This is a genomic window from Halohasta litchfieldiae (genome assembly GCF_002788215.1).
Taxonomy (GTDB): domain Archaea; phylum Halobacteriota; class Halobacteria; order Halobacteriales; family Haloferacaceae; genus Halohasta; species Halohasta litchfieldiae.
In genome coordinates this window covers 762,935-778,422 of record NZ_CP024845.1, presented here as the reverse complement: position 1 = coordinate 778,422, position 15,488 = coordinate 762,935, and the positions used below count along the sequence as shown (strand labels likewise).

Below are 15,488 nucleotides of genomic sequence, written 5' to 3'. Positions count from 1 at the left end.
TAACCGCACACTGAGCCTGACCGTAGCTGATGACGTTCTCACTTCTATACCAGTGAGCGACGGCTTCGTCGACTCGGTTTAAATACTACGCCTATCTCTCAGGCTGCTCGACATGCCGCTCCCAGAAGGCATCTTGCATAGATCTACCGTAGGCACCCCGATAGCCCCGAAGCTGGGCAATCGGCCCCAGTACAGCAGTTAGTGGTTTGGAGAAATCCGTGTTTATTTCGGTGAAAACGGTGTTCCCATTGAGTCGACGCGCGATGGCTACCTGCTGGAGTGGATTTGATGAGTTTCGCTAGTTGTGTTATAAACTCGATCCGGGTGACAGTTGATCGGTGGGGACCTGTGTAGCTGCCTCACGTGGGACACCAGATATAACACAGTCTGTTGTAATGATTTGCCATGTCACGAGAGAGGGCACAGTGGGTAGGGACGCCACTGCTTGTCGGGCTGTCGACGCTCTCAGTGTCAATCTCGATCTACCACATCCTGACCCACGAGGCTCCACTCCTGCCGACGATTCTGGGCCAGTGGTCACTGTTGGCGCTGTCACTGGCGCTCTGTGGGTCGGTGTACTACGCGCTCACCGAGACCGAGTCGAGAGCCGAGTCTCTCGTGGTCGGGCTTCGAGCAACTGCCGTGTACGCGGTCGCAGCCGTGGCCTCCAGTGGATATGCGTTCCACCAGTATCTGACGCCGGAGGCGGATCTCCCCTTCGAGGCCATCGTGTTTCAGGCTACCTTCGTGGCCGTTGCCGGTGGTATCGCGGGCGTCTTTCTCGGGCTGGAGAGGGTCCGACGCGACCGGACAGTCAGTGAACTTCGGTCGACCACCCAGCAACTGGAATGGACTGTCGACAAACTCGACCAGTCCAACGAGCAGTTACAGGAGTTCGCCTACGTCGCCGCACACGACCTCCAAGAGCCCGCCCGAATGGTCGCCACCTACGTCGACTTGCTGGCATCCGAACCGGACGACGGCGAGTCGACCGCGGAGTATCTGGAGTTCGCCGAAGACGGAGCCCGCGAGATGCTCGCGATGATCGACGCCCTCCAGAACTACTACGAAACAACCGCACAGGAGATGACAGTCGAGACTGTCGACACCGCTGCAGTCGTCACCGACGTTGTAGACACACTGGAGCCACAGCTTCGGGATGCAGACGTCACCGTGAAGACTGAGAACCTGCCGACAGTCGAAGGCGACGCCACACAGCTCGAAGCAGTGTTCGAACAGCTGCTGGGAAACGCACTCGAACATGGAACCGACGTCAGCGAAATCCGAGTGTCCGCAATCCGGGGCGACGACGAGTACCGATTCAGCGTCGTGGACGACGGCTTGGATCGTATTGCGAGTGATACCGAGAAACTGTTTCGCATCTTCGGAGATGCAGGCGAGGCTACCGACGGTCCCGGCGTCGGGCTGGCAGTGTGTGAACTCGTCGTCGACCGACATCAGGGAGAGATCTGGATCGAATCCGAAGCCGGGGAAACGACAGTCCAGTTCACGATTCCAATGGCCGAGACGCGACCGGAACCGCTGGTCGCCACGCGCGGCTGAGTGTCGACTGAGAACGTACTGTCATCAAATCTATGGTATTATCTATCATGCAACACCAACTAAACATGAGACTGAGTGTTCGGTCGACATATCGCTGGTCAGCCGCGTTTTTATACTGGTTAGCGAGGCGAATACCCCGACCCACCGTGGTCGGGGATGAAGCCGACAACTCGTGATACAAATCATTAAGTGAACACATCTGTAATCAAGAGACAGAGATGGAATACAGTCACCGCTACCACGCTTACCCAACACAAGAGGTAGCGGCTGAACTGGAACAACATATAGACGTTCATCGCCAGCTCTACAACCACGTCCGATGGGACTACACGAACAGTCCCGAGGACGACAAACCGAGTGAGTACGACCAGAACAACAAACTTCCTGAGTGGAAACGAACGTGGTCAGTGTTCAGTGAAATGCACTCGAAGGCCGCACAAGCCACCGTCGCTCGCTTCCACCGCAACCTCTCAAACCTTCGTAAAAAGAAAGAGAAAGGATACAACGTTGGTCGGCTCAAACGGCAAGCACCCACTGAATACCGGAGCGTGACGTACAACCAGTCTGGTTTCGACCTCGATGAAAAGAGGGGCCACGACAAGTACGCCTACGTTCGATTCAGCAAAATCGGCTGGGTGAAAATCCGGTATTCGCGCCCACTTCCTGACCGCGCCAACATCAAAGAGGTCACGTTCAAGAAGGAGACAACCGGTGAATGGTTCGTCTCCTTCGGACTGGAAACCGACGACGCCAACCTACCCGAGAAACCCAACGTTGATTCACTTGATACAAGCAACAGCGTCGGGATTGACCTCGGCATCCAGAACTACATCCACACCACCGATGGCAAAACCGTGGATTGGCTTGACCTTGAAGACGATTACGAGCGTCTGCGCCGCGAACAACGCAAATTGTCTAGCAAGGAGAAAGGCTCGAACAACTACGAGAAACAACGAGTCGAAGTTGCTAACGTCAAACGCCATATTCGTCGGAAGGTGCTGGACTACCAGCACAAGATTACGACGTGGCTCGTCCGTGAGTACGACGCCGTGTTCGTAGAAGACCTGAACGTCCAAAGTATGCTTCAGGGCGACGGGAACGCTTGCAACAAGCAGGATGCGGCGTGGAGACAGTTCATCACCCTCCTCGAATACAAAGGCGACCTGTACGGCTGTCACGTCAAACAGGTCGAAGCAAGAGGGACGACGAAAGAATGCGCGTCGTGTGGTGTGGAGACCCCGAAGCCTATCTGGGTCAGGGAACATTTGTGTCCGTCGTGTGGGTTCAAGACGGACAGGGACGCAAACGCGGCGATGAACGTCTTGCAGAGAGGGTTTTCTGAGTTAGGGTTGGGATGGCCCGAATCAACGCCTGTGGAGACTGTGACCGCTACGGACACCGCTGGTTTCCAGCGTGTGTCTGCAAGTCACGTCTTAGAAACAGGAAGTCTGCCCTCGTGAGAGCAGGATTCCCCGCGCCACCGTGCGCGGGGTAACATTCAAACGTTGTTCTGGAGAACGACTCGTCGACACCAGCCCGAACCCAATCACTTACTTGTCAGCCACACGATTACGACAGTATCCTATGGGATCAGAAAACGGACCAGCGACGCCAGTCGTTTCTGGCCCGACGTGTTCGGACTGTCAGGCTGCACTGCAATCTGCCGGTCGACACGCGGTCTCGTTTCTGCTGGTAGCGACACTTACGGTGCCGGTTGTCGGCTGTGATGAGCATCTTGAACAGTTCCGCGCGATTTGTGACCACACGACCGACGATGCGGCGAAGCTCCTGTCGCATTATCCGGCCGGTGGCATCCAGTGTCCGGGCTGTCGACGCGCCCACAATACGCATGAGCATCCGGTCATTCAAGTCGAAGACGGGGTCGCCGGTGTCTTTGCGTGTACAACCCACGAGACCGAACTGATCGACCGCTTCGAGACCGGGCTGGAGACGCGTCGACAGTTGCATGTCGATGGGCCACTGTAATCGGTCCTGTCGCTATTCGAGAACTGGAATCCAGCGTCGACACCATCACTTACGTATCGGCCATCTAATGGGACGCTATGGTCTCGGAGGATTCAAACGGCGGGCCAGTCGGGCCAAGCCCATCGTGTCCGGATTGTCAGGCTGCGTTGGACGCTACTGGACGTGATGCCGTCTCGTTTTTGCTGGTCGACTCCCTTACGGTCCCGGTTGTCGGCTGTGAGGTGCATCTCGAACAGTTTCGCCTGCTCTGTGGGCTCACGGCCGACGAGACTGCGAAACTGCTGTCGCACCGTCCAGCCGGTGGGATCCAGTGTCCGGGCTGTCGACGGGCCGACCAAACGCTTGAGCATCCCGTCGTTCAAATCGGGCACGGAGTGGCTGCTGTGTTAGCGTGTGAAACCCACGAGTCCGACGTGATCGAGCGCTTCCAAGCAGGGTTGCAGGCTCGCGGGCAGTTGCCCGATGGAAGGCCATTGTAGTCGAGATTGTATTCACGAGTCCCGTGAATAGGGCATGGCTACAGACGTGATTATAAATGGTCTGTCGACTGCAGAGCAATTATAAAGACATATTCGGTGGTACAGAACCAGTAATTTAATTCAACATTTTTTGAAATAGCCTATTCGATTTTTATATGTGCCAATCGACTGTTACAATGTGGATAGACAGCAACTCACACACAGCCGAGTAGCAGGGGAGACCTACTAATGCGAAACGCAAAGATCGTCTGTACGATTGGCCCGAAATCGGATTCACCGGAGACACTCGAAGCACTCGCAGAGGCTGGCATGTCGGTCGCTCGGATGAACGCGAGCCACGGTACGCCCGACCAGCGTCGTACGGTGATCGACAGGGTCCGCGAAGTCGACGCAAAAACCGACCGGCCGGTCGCAGTGATGCACGACCTGCCCGGTCCCGAGATTCGAACCGCCCCAATCGAGGAGAAAATCCGGCTCGAAGCAGGCTCTACCGTCCGGTTTGTCGAAGGCCAAGAGGCAACCCCCCAAGAGGTGGGGGTCTCACACAGTCTGACCGCCGTCGAACCGGGTGATCGGATCCTGCTCGACGATGGCCGTATCGAGACGACAGTCCAATCCGTCGATGAGGATTCGGTCACTGTAACAGTCGGGAACGGTGGCGAACTCGGCGGGCGAAAAGGCGTCAACGTGCCGGGTGTCGAACTCGGGTTGCCTACCGTCACCGAACAAGACCGGCGCGAACTCGAAGTGGCCGCCGACAAGGAGGTTGATTTCGTCGCCGCCTCGTTCGTTCGGGACGGCGAGTTCATCTACGAGATCAGCGATGCGCTGGAGGAGTTGGGGGCGGACATTCCAATTATCGCGAAAATCGAGCGAGATGTCGCGGTCGACAACATCGATAGCATCATCGATGCGGCCTACGGCGTGATGGTCGCCCGCGGCGACCTCGGCGTCGAGATGCCGCTCGAAGACGTGCCGATGACCCAGAAACGAATCATCAACAAATGTCGGAACGCCGGTGTGCCGGTCATCACGGCGACGGAGATGCTCGACTCGATGACCGAAAACCGTCGACCGACCCGCGCCGAAGCCTCCGACGTGGCCAACGCGGTTCTGGATGGCACTGACGCAGTGATGCTGTCGGGCGAAACAGCGATGGGTGCCCATCCGCCGCTCGTCGTCGAGACGATGGATCGGATCGTTCGGGATGTCGAACGGAGCGACGAGTACAACGAAATCGTCGAACAGAACGTCCCGGAGGCCGACGTGCCACAGACGGATGCGTTGGCCCGGTCGGCCAGATACCTCGTCCGCGATATCGACGCGGATGCCATCGTTGCGGCGAGCGAATCCGGCTACACGGCACAAAAAGTATCCAAGTTCCGCCCGTCGGTTCCCATCGTCGGGTCGACGCCGAGCGACGAGGTCCGCCGCAGGCTGGCCCTGTCGTGGGGTATCATCTCCGAGACAACGCCCTACACCTCGGAGGGCGCGAGTGCCGTCATCGAAAACGCGGTCCAGACGGGACTCGAAACGGAGGCCGTCGACAGCGGTGATACGGTCGTCGTCCTCTCGGGAATGATGACCGAACTCGACAGTACGAGTTCGTCGAACACGCTGAAAATCCACGTCGCCGCGGAGACGATTGGCTCCGGCGAGTCGGTTGTCGACGGCGTGGCTGTCGGTGCGTTCCACTGGGTCGACTCCGGCGATCTCTCGGAGATCCCCGAGGGCGCTATCGTCGGAGTTCCAATGGAGTTCGACGGAGAGTTGAGCGGTGATCTGGAGGGCATCGCGGGAATCGTCGACTGTCACGGTGAGCTGGCAAGTACGGTCCGGACTGTGGCACGCGACCAGGATATCCCGACGATCACCAGTGGGGATCTGACCGGTGAGATCAGTGATGGGGAGATGGTGACACTCGATGCGGAACGCGGCATCATCTACCGCGGTGAGGTCGACCAGCTCAGATCGGACCTTCGGTAACGTCCTCGCTGCCGGAGGTGTTCTCGCCCATCTACTCCAATACGGAAGCTCATCGAGTATACCAGAGTGCCCACAGAATCAACACGCCCTGCAGTGGGAGTCGACCCCACCGAACCAACTCGGAGGGGTTGCCACCACCCGGCATCCCGTCGATGACGACCCCGTGGGTGGCCATATAGACGTTGGCTGGAAAGATTGCTATCAATAATGCGACTGTCGACCACGCTGCGAGCTGTTGCGTGCGGGGAATCAAGAGGCCGATCCCAACGGCGATTTCGGCAACTCCAGACAGATAGACGAGGAAAAGTGGTGCCGGAAAGATCGGTGGGATGATTTGGACATACAACTCCGGCACGACGAAATGCAACACGCCTGCGACGACAAACGCCGGACCCAATACGTACAGTAGTGGACGCTTGACTCGGTCTAAAACGTCAGTCATCATCGAATATACATCTCACAGAAGTGAAACGGTTTCGCTCTCACAGAACTCCGTTGGGTGAGAGGTCAGTGGTATATTTGGGATCACTGTCTCAAAGAAATCAGTACAGCATTCACAGAGTAGTTTTGGAGGGCTTATGTCTCAAATACGACTATTTTATTGTGTGGTGTCTCCATCGAAGCAGTCTCGTACTAAAACTGTGCCTCGCCGAGGGCATCGTGGTCGTCATCCTGATGCCACCCACAGTGGAACGGTACATTTGCATCCGCATGAACGATTTCTCAAGTTGTTCACTGTGCAAGTGGTAACAAGAGTTAGTCATGATTACTATGTATGTGATAGTGTATGTCTCACAAGATCCGATCAAAAAAAGACGATGCAGAACATACGACGTTGAGATGGCATGAAACGGTACAAGGCCTACGAATACTCGCTATTGGTTCGTTTGTCATCCTCTGTATACTGTCGGTTGCAGTAAATGGTGTAACAGCAAGTACGCCAACAGACCAGTTGCCCTTAACACAGCAAACTGATGATGAGCTCTCAGAAGAGCAAATCTTAGTTCTCTTTGAGACGGTTATCGAAGACCAAGGGATCGAATTACAGACCGTCGAAATCGATGAGGAGGAAAACATTCTTTCTGTCGAATACTATTCAACAGGGACGACAGAGCAACAAGTGGTCGAAGATATGGGGACCATAACAGGTGTCTATGCTGGTGCCATCGACCAAGGTGTCACGACAGATCGAATGGAAGTTACTGCACTTGATCCTGTCGACGATAGTGAAACAGCCTCTTGGTATGCCGAAACTGAATGGGCTGAATCGTACAATGCTGGTGAGATGACCGCTGATGAGTTCTCTATGCGTGTGTTACTGACTCTCGAAGAGGTGGAGAACTAAGGGCTCTGTAGTTTCGCTAGACGTAACGGCAAAAGCTCCTTTATTGCTGTAGAAAGCGAAGAGACAGATCAGTTTGATATCGGAAATCCGTCTCCTCACCCGTACTGCAGTCACGAAAGCTAAACTAGTTGTCGCTAACCCCGACGAACCCGCCGACCCCCGTGGGGGTCGCGGGTTCGCTGAATGGGCGATGCTCACGCTCCATGCACTCCGTATCGAGCTGGGCAAATCATATCGTGGAACGATTGATTTGCTCAGCGAAATGCCCGGCATCCTCGAAGAAATTGGTCTCACAAGACTCCCTCACTACACCGTTCTCCGCACCTGGTTTGGCCGGATCTCGATGAAGACGTGGCGTGCGTTTCTCGGCCGTTCAGCCGAGAAACGCACAGGTCACGCCTCTATCGATGCAACAGGCTTCGACCGCGATCAGCCCAGCAGACACTACGCCAACCGCACCTCCTACCGCGTTCGTGCGTTGAAAGTCACCGCCTTGGTGGATGTCGAAACGCTGTACATCACCGACATCCACTGCACAACGACAAAGAAGCACGACGCAAAGATTGGCCCGCAGGTCGCCCGCAGGAATGCGGCCGACCTGCGTTCGTTGGCTGCAGACCGTGGCTATGACTCGAAAGCCTTCAGAGACGAACTCCGTGGATACGGTGTTCGTCCCCTGATCAAGCATCGAATCTATTCTTCGCTCGATCACGCTCACAACGCCCGCATGGACAGTGATCGGTATCACCAACGCTCGATGTCTGAAACCGTCTTCTCATCGATCAAGCGCACGCTCGGCTCCGCCGTGCGTGCGCGAAGTTGGCACTTAGAGTTCCGAGAAATGGTGCTCAAAGCGGCTGTCTACAACCTTCGACGGAGCGTCCGATTTCCATGAAATCGACCGCCGTATACCGAAACTACAGAGCCGAACTAAGCACATGAGACATCCACCTGTCTATCTGTCGGGGCGAGTGTTGCTGGAGTTATGCTGTTATGCGTGACGAACGAGTGGTATCGATCACTCGGGGAAGGCCCAGATAGCCACACATGGGACATTCCATAATTTTAGTCAATGGGACGTCATCATTGGTTTGACTCGATGTCTGATTCGTATTTTCTCTCCAACCACTTATAAACAGATAATTTACATATGTGCGCCTACACATTGGTCAACAAGAAGGCTTATTCAAGGCTGAGTCAGACGAAACCGTATGGTAGAGATAGCGGTACCGGAGGTCGACTACACCCGGTACACGAACCGACAACTCGTGGCGGTGCCGCTGGCGTTGCTGGCAATAGCACTGCTCGTGATTGTCGGCTGGTACGTGGTGACGGGTGCCCCGGCAAATATGGGCCTCGAATTTACAGGTGGGACTGAGCTACGAATCGACGCGCCCGGCGAGAACCCTCGCCAGCAGATCGACGAGGCGTTTTCGGCGTCTCCTGAGTCGGTCCAGCAGGTCGCCGTCGACGGCTCGTTCGTCGTGACGTTTGCGAGCGGTGAGGCCGCGACCACACAGTTAGAACAGGAGGCGAATGCGGCGGGCTTCAACATACGGACGATTGACTCGGTATCGCCGAGTTTCGGCACCGATACTGGACTGCTCGCCCTCGGCGGTGTCGTCGTCGCCTTCGTCGGCATGAGTCTGCTGATCTTTCTGATGTTCCGATCCTTTGTACCATCGATTGCAGTCGTCATCTCGGCGTTTTCGGACGTGATCATTCCGCTTGCGATGATGAACTTGCTTGGAATCGATCTCACGCTCGGGACGATTGCGGCACTCCTGATGTTGATCGGTTACAGCGTCGACTCGGATATTCTGCTGAACAACAGCGTCCTCCGTCGGTCGGGGGACTTCTACGAGTCGACGCGCCGGGCGATGCGGACCGGTGTGACAATGACGGTCACCTCGATTGCGGCGATGGCCGTGATGACTGTGCTGGCCTACATGTTTGGCATTCAGATCATGACCGCGATTGGACTGATCTTGGTGCTCGGACTGATGGCTGACCTGATGAACACCTATCTGCTCAACGTGAGTCTGCTTCGCTGGCACGTTCACAAGGGGGTCAAACGATGATCGACCGAATCAAATCCAACTGGCGGATCACATTGCTGGTCATCGTTGTGATACTGTCGACGGTCGCGCTGGTCTCGCCGGCGCTTGGCGGCGGCGAGGAGGAGTTCGGCAACCAGTCCGAGCAGGCAGACAGCCTCACCAACCTCAAGTTCGGCCTTGATCTGGCCGGTGGGACGCGGATCAGAGCGCCACTGATCGGCATGACCGCCGAGAACGTCGAGTTCGGTGACGATAGCCGGGCCCAGGTCGCGGCCGCGGTCGCAGGAGAGCTCCCCGACACGGATACGACTGATGTGATTACCCGACAGGGCGGTCCCGAAACGGCCGCGACTGTCGAGATGGTCAACCCCGATATTACCGAGTCACAGTTCGCTACGGCGATGGACGCCGCAGGCTACGAGTACGGTGAAATCCGCGATGGGGTCACACAGGCCACCCGCGACGAGGCGATTGCAGTGCTCTCCGGGAAAGTCAATCAGGCCGGACTCTCCGGGAGTACCGTCCAACAGGTCTCCAGTGCCGCCGGTGAGTTCTTCATGCTCATCGAAGTCCCCGGACAGGATCGACAGGACGTCATTTCGCTGATCGAGGAACGCGGGAACGTTCGGGTCGACATCTATCATCAAAACGACGGTGGGGAGTACGTCACCGAGCGGGCCGTGCTCACGGGTGATGACTTCCAGAGTGTCAGTACTGCAACCCAAGACGACCGACGCGGGCCACACGTGCCGGTAACGGTGCGCCAGAGCTCCGCCGACCAGTTCCGGCAGACGGCCGTCGAAACCGGGCTTGCAGGAGAGGGCGGCTCTCGGTGCACATACAACCAGAACCCCGAGTCGACCGAGCCATGTCTCCTGTTGGTCGTCGACGATGAGGTCGTCAACGCCTTCGGGATGGACCCCAGCCTCGCACAGAGCATCGCAAACGGCGAGTGGGCGAAGGATTCGAGCTTCATCCTGACGACGACCTCCTTCGAGGAGGCCCAGCGCGTGGCGATCAACCTGCGTGCCGGTGCGCTCCCGGCCAACCTCGATATCGACGGCGGGACGACCTCGTTCATCTCGCCGACACAGGGTGAGAACTTCCGGGCCAACTCGCTTATTGTCGGGATCCTCTCGGTGTTGGCGGTCGCAGGAGTCGTCTTCCTGCGCTACCGCGAGCCGAAAGTCGCCCTGCCGATGATCGTCACTGCCTTCTCGGAGGTGGTGATCCTGCTCGGCTTTGCGGCCTATCTGGGCTATCCACTGGATCTAGCAGTGATCGCTGGTTTCATTGCGGTGATCGGTACGGGTGTCGACGACCTGATCATCATCGCCGACGAGGTGATGGCGGAGGGCGATGTCTCCAGTCAGAAGGTCTTCGATTCGCGGTTCAAACGCGCCTTCTGGGTGATCGGTGTCGCCGCCGCAACGACGATCCTTGCGATGTCACCGCTGGCAGTGCTGTCGCTCGGTGATCTCCGTGGGTTTGCGATCTTCACGATCCTCGGCGTGCTCGTCGGGGTGCTGATCACCCGCCCGGCCTACGGTGACATCCTGCGGTATCTGATGACCGACCGCTAAGCGGGCTGTTCACTCGGCTATTTTTGTTGTCAGTTGTCGACGCTGTCTGACGGTCGTCTGACCGAACCGATGAGTTTTGTATCTGGTAATAAAAGGGGAGACAGATGGCATCCGACTCACGGGCAGACGACGCTGCCACGAGCAGCGTTCGACGGGCGGTCGGACAACTGGCGGCAGCACTCTCGAAGGCCGTCTTCGGGGTGTGTGCTGTCGCTGTCGGCGCGCTGGCACTGCTGTTGGCGGCCGGAAACAACACGGGCGAGTCCGCCTCCCTCTTGGTCGTCCTCGGGATTGCGGCGATGCTGGTCGGGTTCGTTACGATCCGTCGACTCCCCAAACCCGACGAGCCGACCGAAACCGACGCCGCTGACACAGCGCGTCAAAAGGTCGACTAAGAGAACCGGCCCAAATTCAGAAATCGCCGAGTGCGGCCTGTTCAGCCGCGGCGAGCACGTCTTCACACGTCGACCACGACCGCCGAGCGCAGGCCGGAAGCTCTCCATGGTGGTCGACATAGCCCGCCAAAAAGTCTCGCGTGGTCGAATCGCTGGGATAGCCACTGCCGACCGGCTGGGCGTACTCGGCCCCAATCGTGGCGATGCGGCTATCACGGTCGACTTTTGCGATCACACTTGCGGCTGCGGCCAACTGGTAGCTGTCGTCGGCTCCATGCTCGGCAGTCAGTTCGATCTCGATCCCCTCTCCAGCAACGCCCTCCGTGACCCGGCGGGCAAAGCGTGATTCCGAGACGTCGCCGGCGTCGACGATGGCGTTGTCGTCACTTTGTGCGATTGCCGCAATCGCCCGAACCTGCGCAGCAACGGTGAGACTGTTCATATCGCTCTCCGGATCGTCGATCTCCGCAACCGTGATGACGCCAATTCCGATGTCGACGTCCTCAGTGGCTCGAAGCCGCTCGGCCAGCGACTCCCGTTTTGTGGCGGTGAGGCGTTTGGAATCCGCGAGTCCGTCGGGGAGATCGCTCGGTGCCGCACGGACTGCGGCCGCGACCATCGGTCCCAACACGGGGCCTTTGCCCGCCTCGTCGACGCCGATCCGGAACTCGGTCATTGCTTATAAAAAGAAATCCTCGTCCTCGAACGGTTCGTCGATGCCTTCGACAGCCGTCACATCAAGAGCCGTGACGACTGCTGGAATACCCAGCAGTCCCGCAAGGCTTGGCTCGGTGCGGTCGTTGTCGCCCGAGATGAGTTCCTTGATATACAGGCCACCCTCGCCGTGGATCTCGACTGTGGCGTGAGTAAGGTCCTCAAATTCAGCACTGGCTGAATAGACCTCTCGAACACGAGTCAGGCCTGCGCGGCGGTGGTCGACGCGCTCGGGCGTGTACTGCTCGATAGTCGACCCATCGAGTTCCTCGATGGCCGCCTGCAGGTCGCTCTCGGTCACATCCTCCTCAAACTCTACGGCTGCGCGATAGGTTTTCGAGGCGTCGAGTCCCTTGACGCGTTCGACCATCTCGTAGCTCGCCAGCCGCAAGCCTTCGACTTCGACTTTTCCCTCGGCGAAGGCATTGATATCGCCCTCCAGTCGTTCGGTGTCGACAGTCCGGCGGTATGGCTCTTCAACTTCGATCACGAACGGTCGACCAGTGCCCAGCATGCGGGCGTCGACGTCCTCTCGACCCGCCCCGTGGAAGGTGGCCTCGGTGCCGTCCATCACGTCCATCACGATGGGCGCAGATAGCTGTTCAACGCTCTCGGGGTAGAGATACCCCTCGCCGTCGCAGTGGTCACAGGTGCGCTTGCCCTGTCTGCCGCTCCCGTGACACTCCCGGCAGGGCCACTCGGTCTGAGGAATATCCCGCTCCAGTTTGCGGTAGCGGCCGTATATAAAGGCGGAATTGATTTTGGTTTCGACACGGTCGTTTTCGATGTCGAGGGTGATCTGGACGTCCGGTCGACCGAACTCGACCTCGGTATCAGTAAGCTGGCCGATTCGCTTGCCGACCTCGCGGTTAAAATTGGATTTGAATAGTTCGCCGCGGTCGGCGTCGAGTCCGGCGTCCATCCGGAGCAGTTCGTCGTTTTCTTCGATCAGCGGCGGGGTTTTCGTGCCGACTTGGTAGGTCGAAAACTCGGGGTCACCAACTGCGTCGACCGCGCGCTCGGCCCATTCGTCGAACCGGCCGCACTCGCCCTCACACACCCAACAATCGACGGGGTCGACTGATTCGTAGGGTTCGTCGTCATCGAGCGCAAGCGAGATTCGGAGGCTTCGGCCGCGGTCGACGTTCGAGAGGCCGAAACTCCGGTCGGCGAACACCCGGCCGACACAGCTATCACAGACCGGGCCAGCCTCGATGACCGCCCGGGCTTCGGCAAGCAGACTCATACCCGTTCATCCCACGGCGGCGATAACTGTCTTGCCTTTTCGGTGTTTTGGGGAAGCTTGACGGGAGCCGTCCCTCGAAGATTCAGTCGACACAGTACGGATTTGGTTGTCGACTACTCCCCTCGCGCGAAGCCTTCAAGCGGCTCTATCCCTTATATACTAACAGAGGCGTTTCGGCGTTTCACCCCTCCAATGAGCCAGTATACAACCAGTTCGATCTACAGCGACGCATCGGCTTCCGACCACGCTCAGTCGACTCCCACCGATATCGAATACGAGGAAATCCACGTCCCCGTCCTCGTCATTGGAGCCGGTGCAGCCGGGGCACGGGTCGCTATCGAACTCAAGGAGCAGGGAGTCGAGCCGCTCGTAATCGGCAAGCGCGATTACGGCGACGCTCACACGACGTGGGCCGCCGGTGGGATCAACGCCGCCCTCGGCAGCCGCGACCCCGAAGACGACTGGCGAATTCACGCCGCCGACACGCTTCGAGAGGGCCACTTCCTCAACGACCCCCACGCGGTGGAACTCGTCGCCCGCGAGATGCCCAATCGGATTCGTGAACTCGTCGACTGGGGGATGCCCTTTGCCCGGACCGAAGACGGACAGATCCAACAGCGATATTTCGGTGCCCAGTCGTTCCGGCGAACCTGTTTTGTCGGCGACCATACCGGCGAAGCGATGCTCGAAACACTGGTCGACAAAGCCCAGTCGCTGTCGATCCCTTACCGCGAGAACGTGATGATCACCCGCCTGCTGTCTGATGGCGACCGCGTGGAGGGCGCGGTCGGCTTCGATATGGAAACCGGCGACAACCTCTGTTTCGTCACCGATCAGGTCGTCGTCGCCGCCGGAGGTTCAAGTGCGATGTACAACCGCCACTCCTCACGCGACGAAGAAAACAACGGCGACGGGCCGGCGCTCGCACTTGATGCGGGTGCGGAACTCCTCGATATGGAGTTCGTCCAGTTCCATCCCACCGGGATGGTCGGCGACCGCTACGGCGAAGAGTGGGATGGTCGACTCGTCACCGAGGCCGTTCGTGGTGAGGGTGGTCGACTGTACAACGCCGAAAACGAGCGATTCATGGAGCGCTACTCGCCGGACCAGATGGAACTCGACGCCCGTGACGTGGTCGCCAGAGCGATCACTCAAGAGATTCGCGAGGGCCGCGGCACAGCCAATGGCGGCGTCTATCTCGACATTTCTCATCGTGATGACGACTATATTCAGGACCGACTGCCGGGGATGGTCGACCGGTTTGGGCATCTCGGCGTCGACATCACGAGCGATCCGATGGAAGTCGCGCCCACCGCGCACTACACGATGGGTGGGGTCGACATCGACCCGCACACTGGCGAAACCGGCGTCGACGGGCTGTATGCTGTCGGTGAGTCCACGGCGGGCGTCCACGGTGCAAACCGACTTGGCGGCAACTCGCTGGCCGAAACCGTGGCGGTCGCCAAACCGGTCGGTCAGCATATCGCCGCCGAAGTCCAACCGCGTGGGTTCGCTACAGATGGTGGCTCCGGCGATGTCGACGTTATCACCGAAACCAAGACGCAGCTTTCGCTCCGCATGCGTGCCCAAGCCGAGCGGGAGTTCGCTGGGCTCACGCAGCTCGAAGCCGCCGACGGAGCAACGACAGCCGAGGAACTACTCGATGATCTCGGTGAACTGCTCTGGCGAGACGCCGGGATTATCCGAGACGAAGCGGGACTCCGGGAGGCGGTCTCGGAACTCGAAACCCTTCGGGACCGAATCAGTGAACTCCGGATCGAGGGCGACCGGACGACGCGATCCTTCGAGTTGGCCGTCGACCTCGGCTTTTCGCTAGCGGTCGCCGAGGCAACGCTTCGAACCGCACTCGAACGTACCGAATCACGGGGTGCCCACTACCGCTCTGACTACCCCGAGATGGACAACCAGTTCCGGGAGAGCCTCATCGTCTCGGATGGCAAACGAGGGATAGCGATCCGTCGACGGCCAGTTGCCGAACCCAGCAAACCGGTCCAAGCGGCGCTCGACGAACACCACGAACTCGACTACCACCATCTGGAGTAACTGACTGGTAGTCCCTCTCGTGGCAGTGTGACACACTGCCAGTATACGGCCCGACCACGCAGTATTT

The 15,488-nt window shown here is 58.3% G+C and carries 14 protein-coding genes; 11 read left to right on the top strand and 3 right to left on the bottom strand.

From position 1 onward, the window contains the following. Positions 1-405 precede the first annotated feature (405 nt). The 5 genes from HALTADL_RS03890 to pyk all read left to right on the top strand — a co-directional run bounded on the left by HALTADL_RS03890 (position 406) and on the right by pyk (position 6,014). Entirely contained in the window at positions 406-1,563 is a 1,158-nt protein-coding gene (locus HALTADL_RS03890) for a sensor histidine kinase (RefSeq protein WP_089672796.1), read from the top strand. A 218-nt stretch (positions 1,564-1,781) separates the two neighbouring features. Next, a complete protein-coding gene (locus HALTADL_RS03885; RefSeq protein ID WP_089672795.1) occupies positions 1,782-3,023 on the top strand; it encodes an RNA-guided endonuclease InsQ/TnpB family protein in 1,242 nt (413 codons plus the stop codon). Between the two features lie 124 nt (positions 3,024-3,147). Further along, positions 3,148-3,549, top strand: a complete 402-nt coding sequence (locus HALTADL_RS03880; protein ID WP_089672794.1) for a hypothetical protein — start codon at positions 3,148-3,150, stop codon at positions 3,547-3,549. 77 nt (positions 3,550-3,626) lie between these two features. After that, a complete protein-coding gene (locus HALTADL_RS03875; RefSeq protein ID WP_089672793.1) occupies positions 3,627-4,028 on the top strand; it encodes a hypothetical protein in 402 nt (133 codons plus the stop codon). 228 nt (positions 4,029-4,256) lie between these two features. Continuing rightward, positions 4,257-6,014 (top strand): pyruvate kinase, encoded by a 1,758-nt coding sequence (gene pyk / locus HALTADL_RS03870; protein WP_089672792.1) that lies wholly within the window; start codon positions 4,257-4,259, stop codon positions 6,012-6,014. A gap of 49 nt (positions 6,015-6,063) precedes the next feature. On the opposite strand, the gene HALTADL_RS03865 is transcribed toward pyk, so the two are convergent. After that, a complete protein-coding gene (locus HALTADL_RS03865; RefSeq protein WP_218143672.1) occupies positions 6,064-6,459 on the bottom strand; it encodes a DoxX family protein in 396 nt (131 codons plus the stop codon). A 342-nt stretch (positions 6,460-6,801) separates the two neighbouring features. Here HALTADL_RS03865 and HALTADL_RS03860 point away from each other — a divergent pair, with 342 nt between their 5' ends. The 5 genes from HALTADL_RS03860 (at position 6,802) to HALTADL_RS03840 (ending at position 11,397) form a co-directional block, all read left to right on the top strand. Continuing rightward, positions 6,802-7,359, top strand: a complete 558-nt coding sequence (locus HALTADL_RS03860) for a hypothetical protein (RefSeq protein WP_143054148.1) — start codon at positions 6,802-6,804, stop codon at positions 7,357-7,359. Between the two features lie 73 nt (positions 7,360-7,432). Next, positions 7,433-8,254: an IS5-like element ISHli1 family transposase gene (locus HALTADL_RS03855; RefSeq protein WP_076611425.1), complete on the top strand. Its 822-nt coding sequence runs from the start codon at positions 7,433-7,435 to the stop codon at positions 8,252-8,254. A gap of 316 nt (positions 8,255-8,570) precedes the next feature. Continuing rightward, positions 8,571-9,440: a protein translocase subunit SecF gene (gene secF, locus HALTADL_RS03850; RefSeq protein ID WP_089672789.1), complete on the top strand. Its 870-nt coding sequence runs from the start codon at positions 8,571-8,573 to the stop codon at positions 9,438-9,440. Further along, entirely contained in the window at positions 9,437-11,002 is a 1,566-nt protein-coding gene (locus HALTADL_RS03845) for a preprotein translocase subunit SecD (RefSeq protein ID WP_089672788.1), read from the top strand. The genes secF and HALTADL_RS03845 overlap by 4 nt, the downstream gene beginning before the upstream one ends. A gap of 104 nt (positions 11,003-11,106) precedes the next feature. Continuing rightward, entirely contained in the window at positions 11,107-11,397 is a 291-nt protein-coding gene (locus HALTADL_RS03840; protein WP_089672787.1) for a hypothetical protein, read from the top strand. Positions 11,398-11,413: 16 nt separating this feature from the next. On the opposite strand, the gene rnhB is transcribed toward HALTADL_RS03840, so the two are convergent. Together rnhB and HALTADL_RS03830 are read right to left on the bottom strand one after the other, a co-directional pair. Continuing rightward, positions 11,414-12,073: a ribonuclease HII gene (rnhB, locus tag HALTADL_RS03835; protein WP_089672786.1), complete on the bottom strand. Its 660-nt coding sequence runs from the start codon at positions 12,071-12,073 to the stop codon at positions 11,414-11,416. Positions 12,074-12,076: 3 nt separating this feature from the next. Continuing rightward, the gene (locus HALTADL_RS03830; RefSeq protein ID WP_089672785.1) at positions 12,077-13,357 is read right to left on the bottom strand and encodes a tRNA pseudouridine(54/55) synthase Pus10; all 1,281 of its coding nucleotides are present in this window, start codon (positions 13,355-13,357) and stop codon (positions 12,077-12,079) included. Between the two features lie 192 nt (positions 13,358-13,549). On the opposite strand from HALTADL_RS03830, the gene HALTADL_RS03825 reads away from it, so the two are divergent. Next, the gene (locus HALTADL_RS03825; protein ID WP_089672784.1) at positions 13,550-15,421 is read left to right on the top strand and encodes an L-aspartate oxidase; all 1,872 of its coding nucleotides are present in this window, start codon (positions 13,550-13,552) and stop codon (positions 15,419-15,421) included. Positions 15,422-15,488 lie beyond the last annotated feature (67 nt).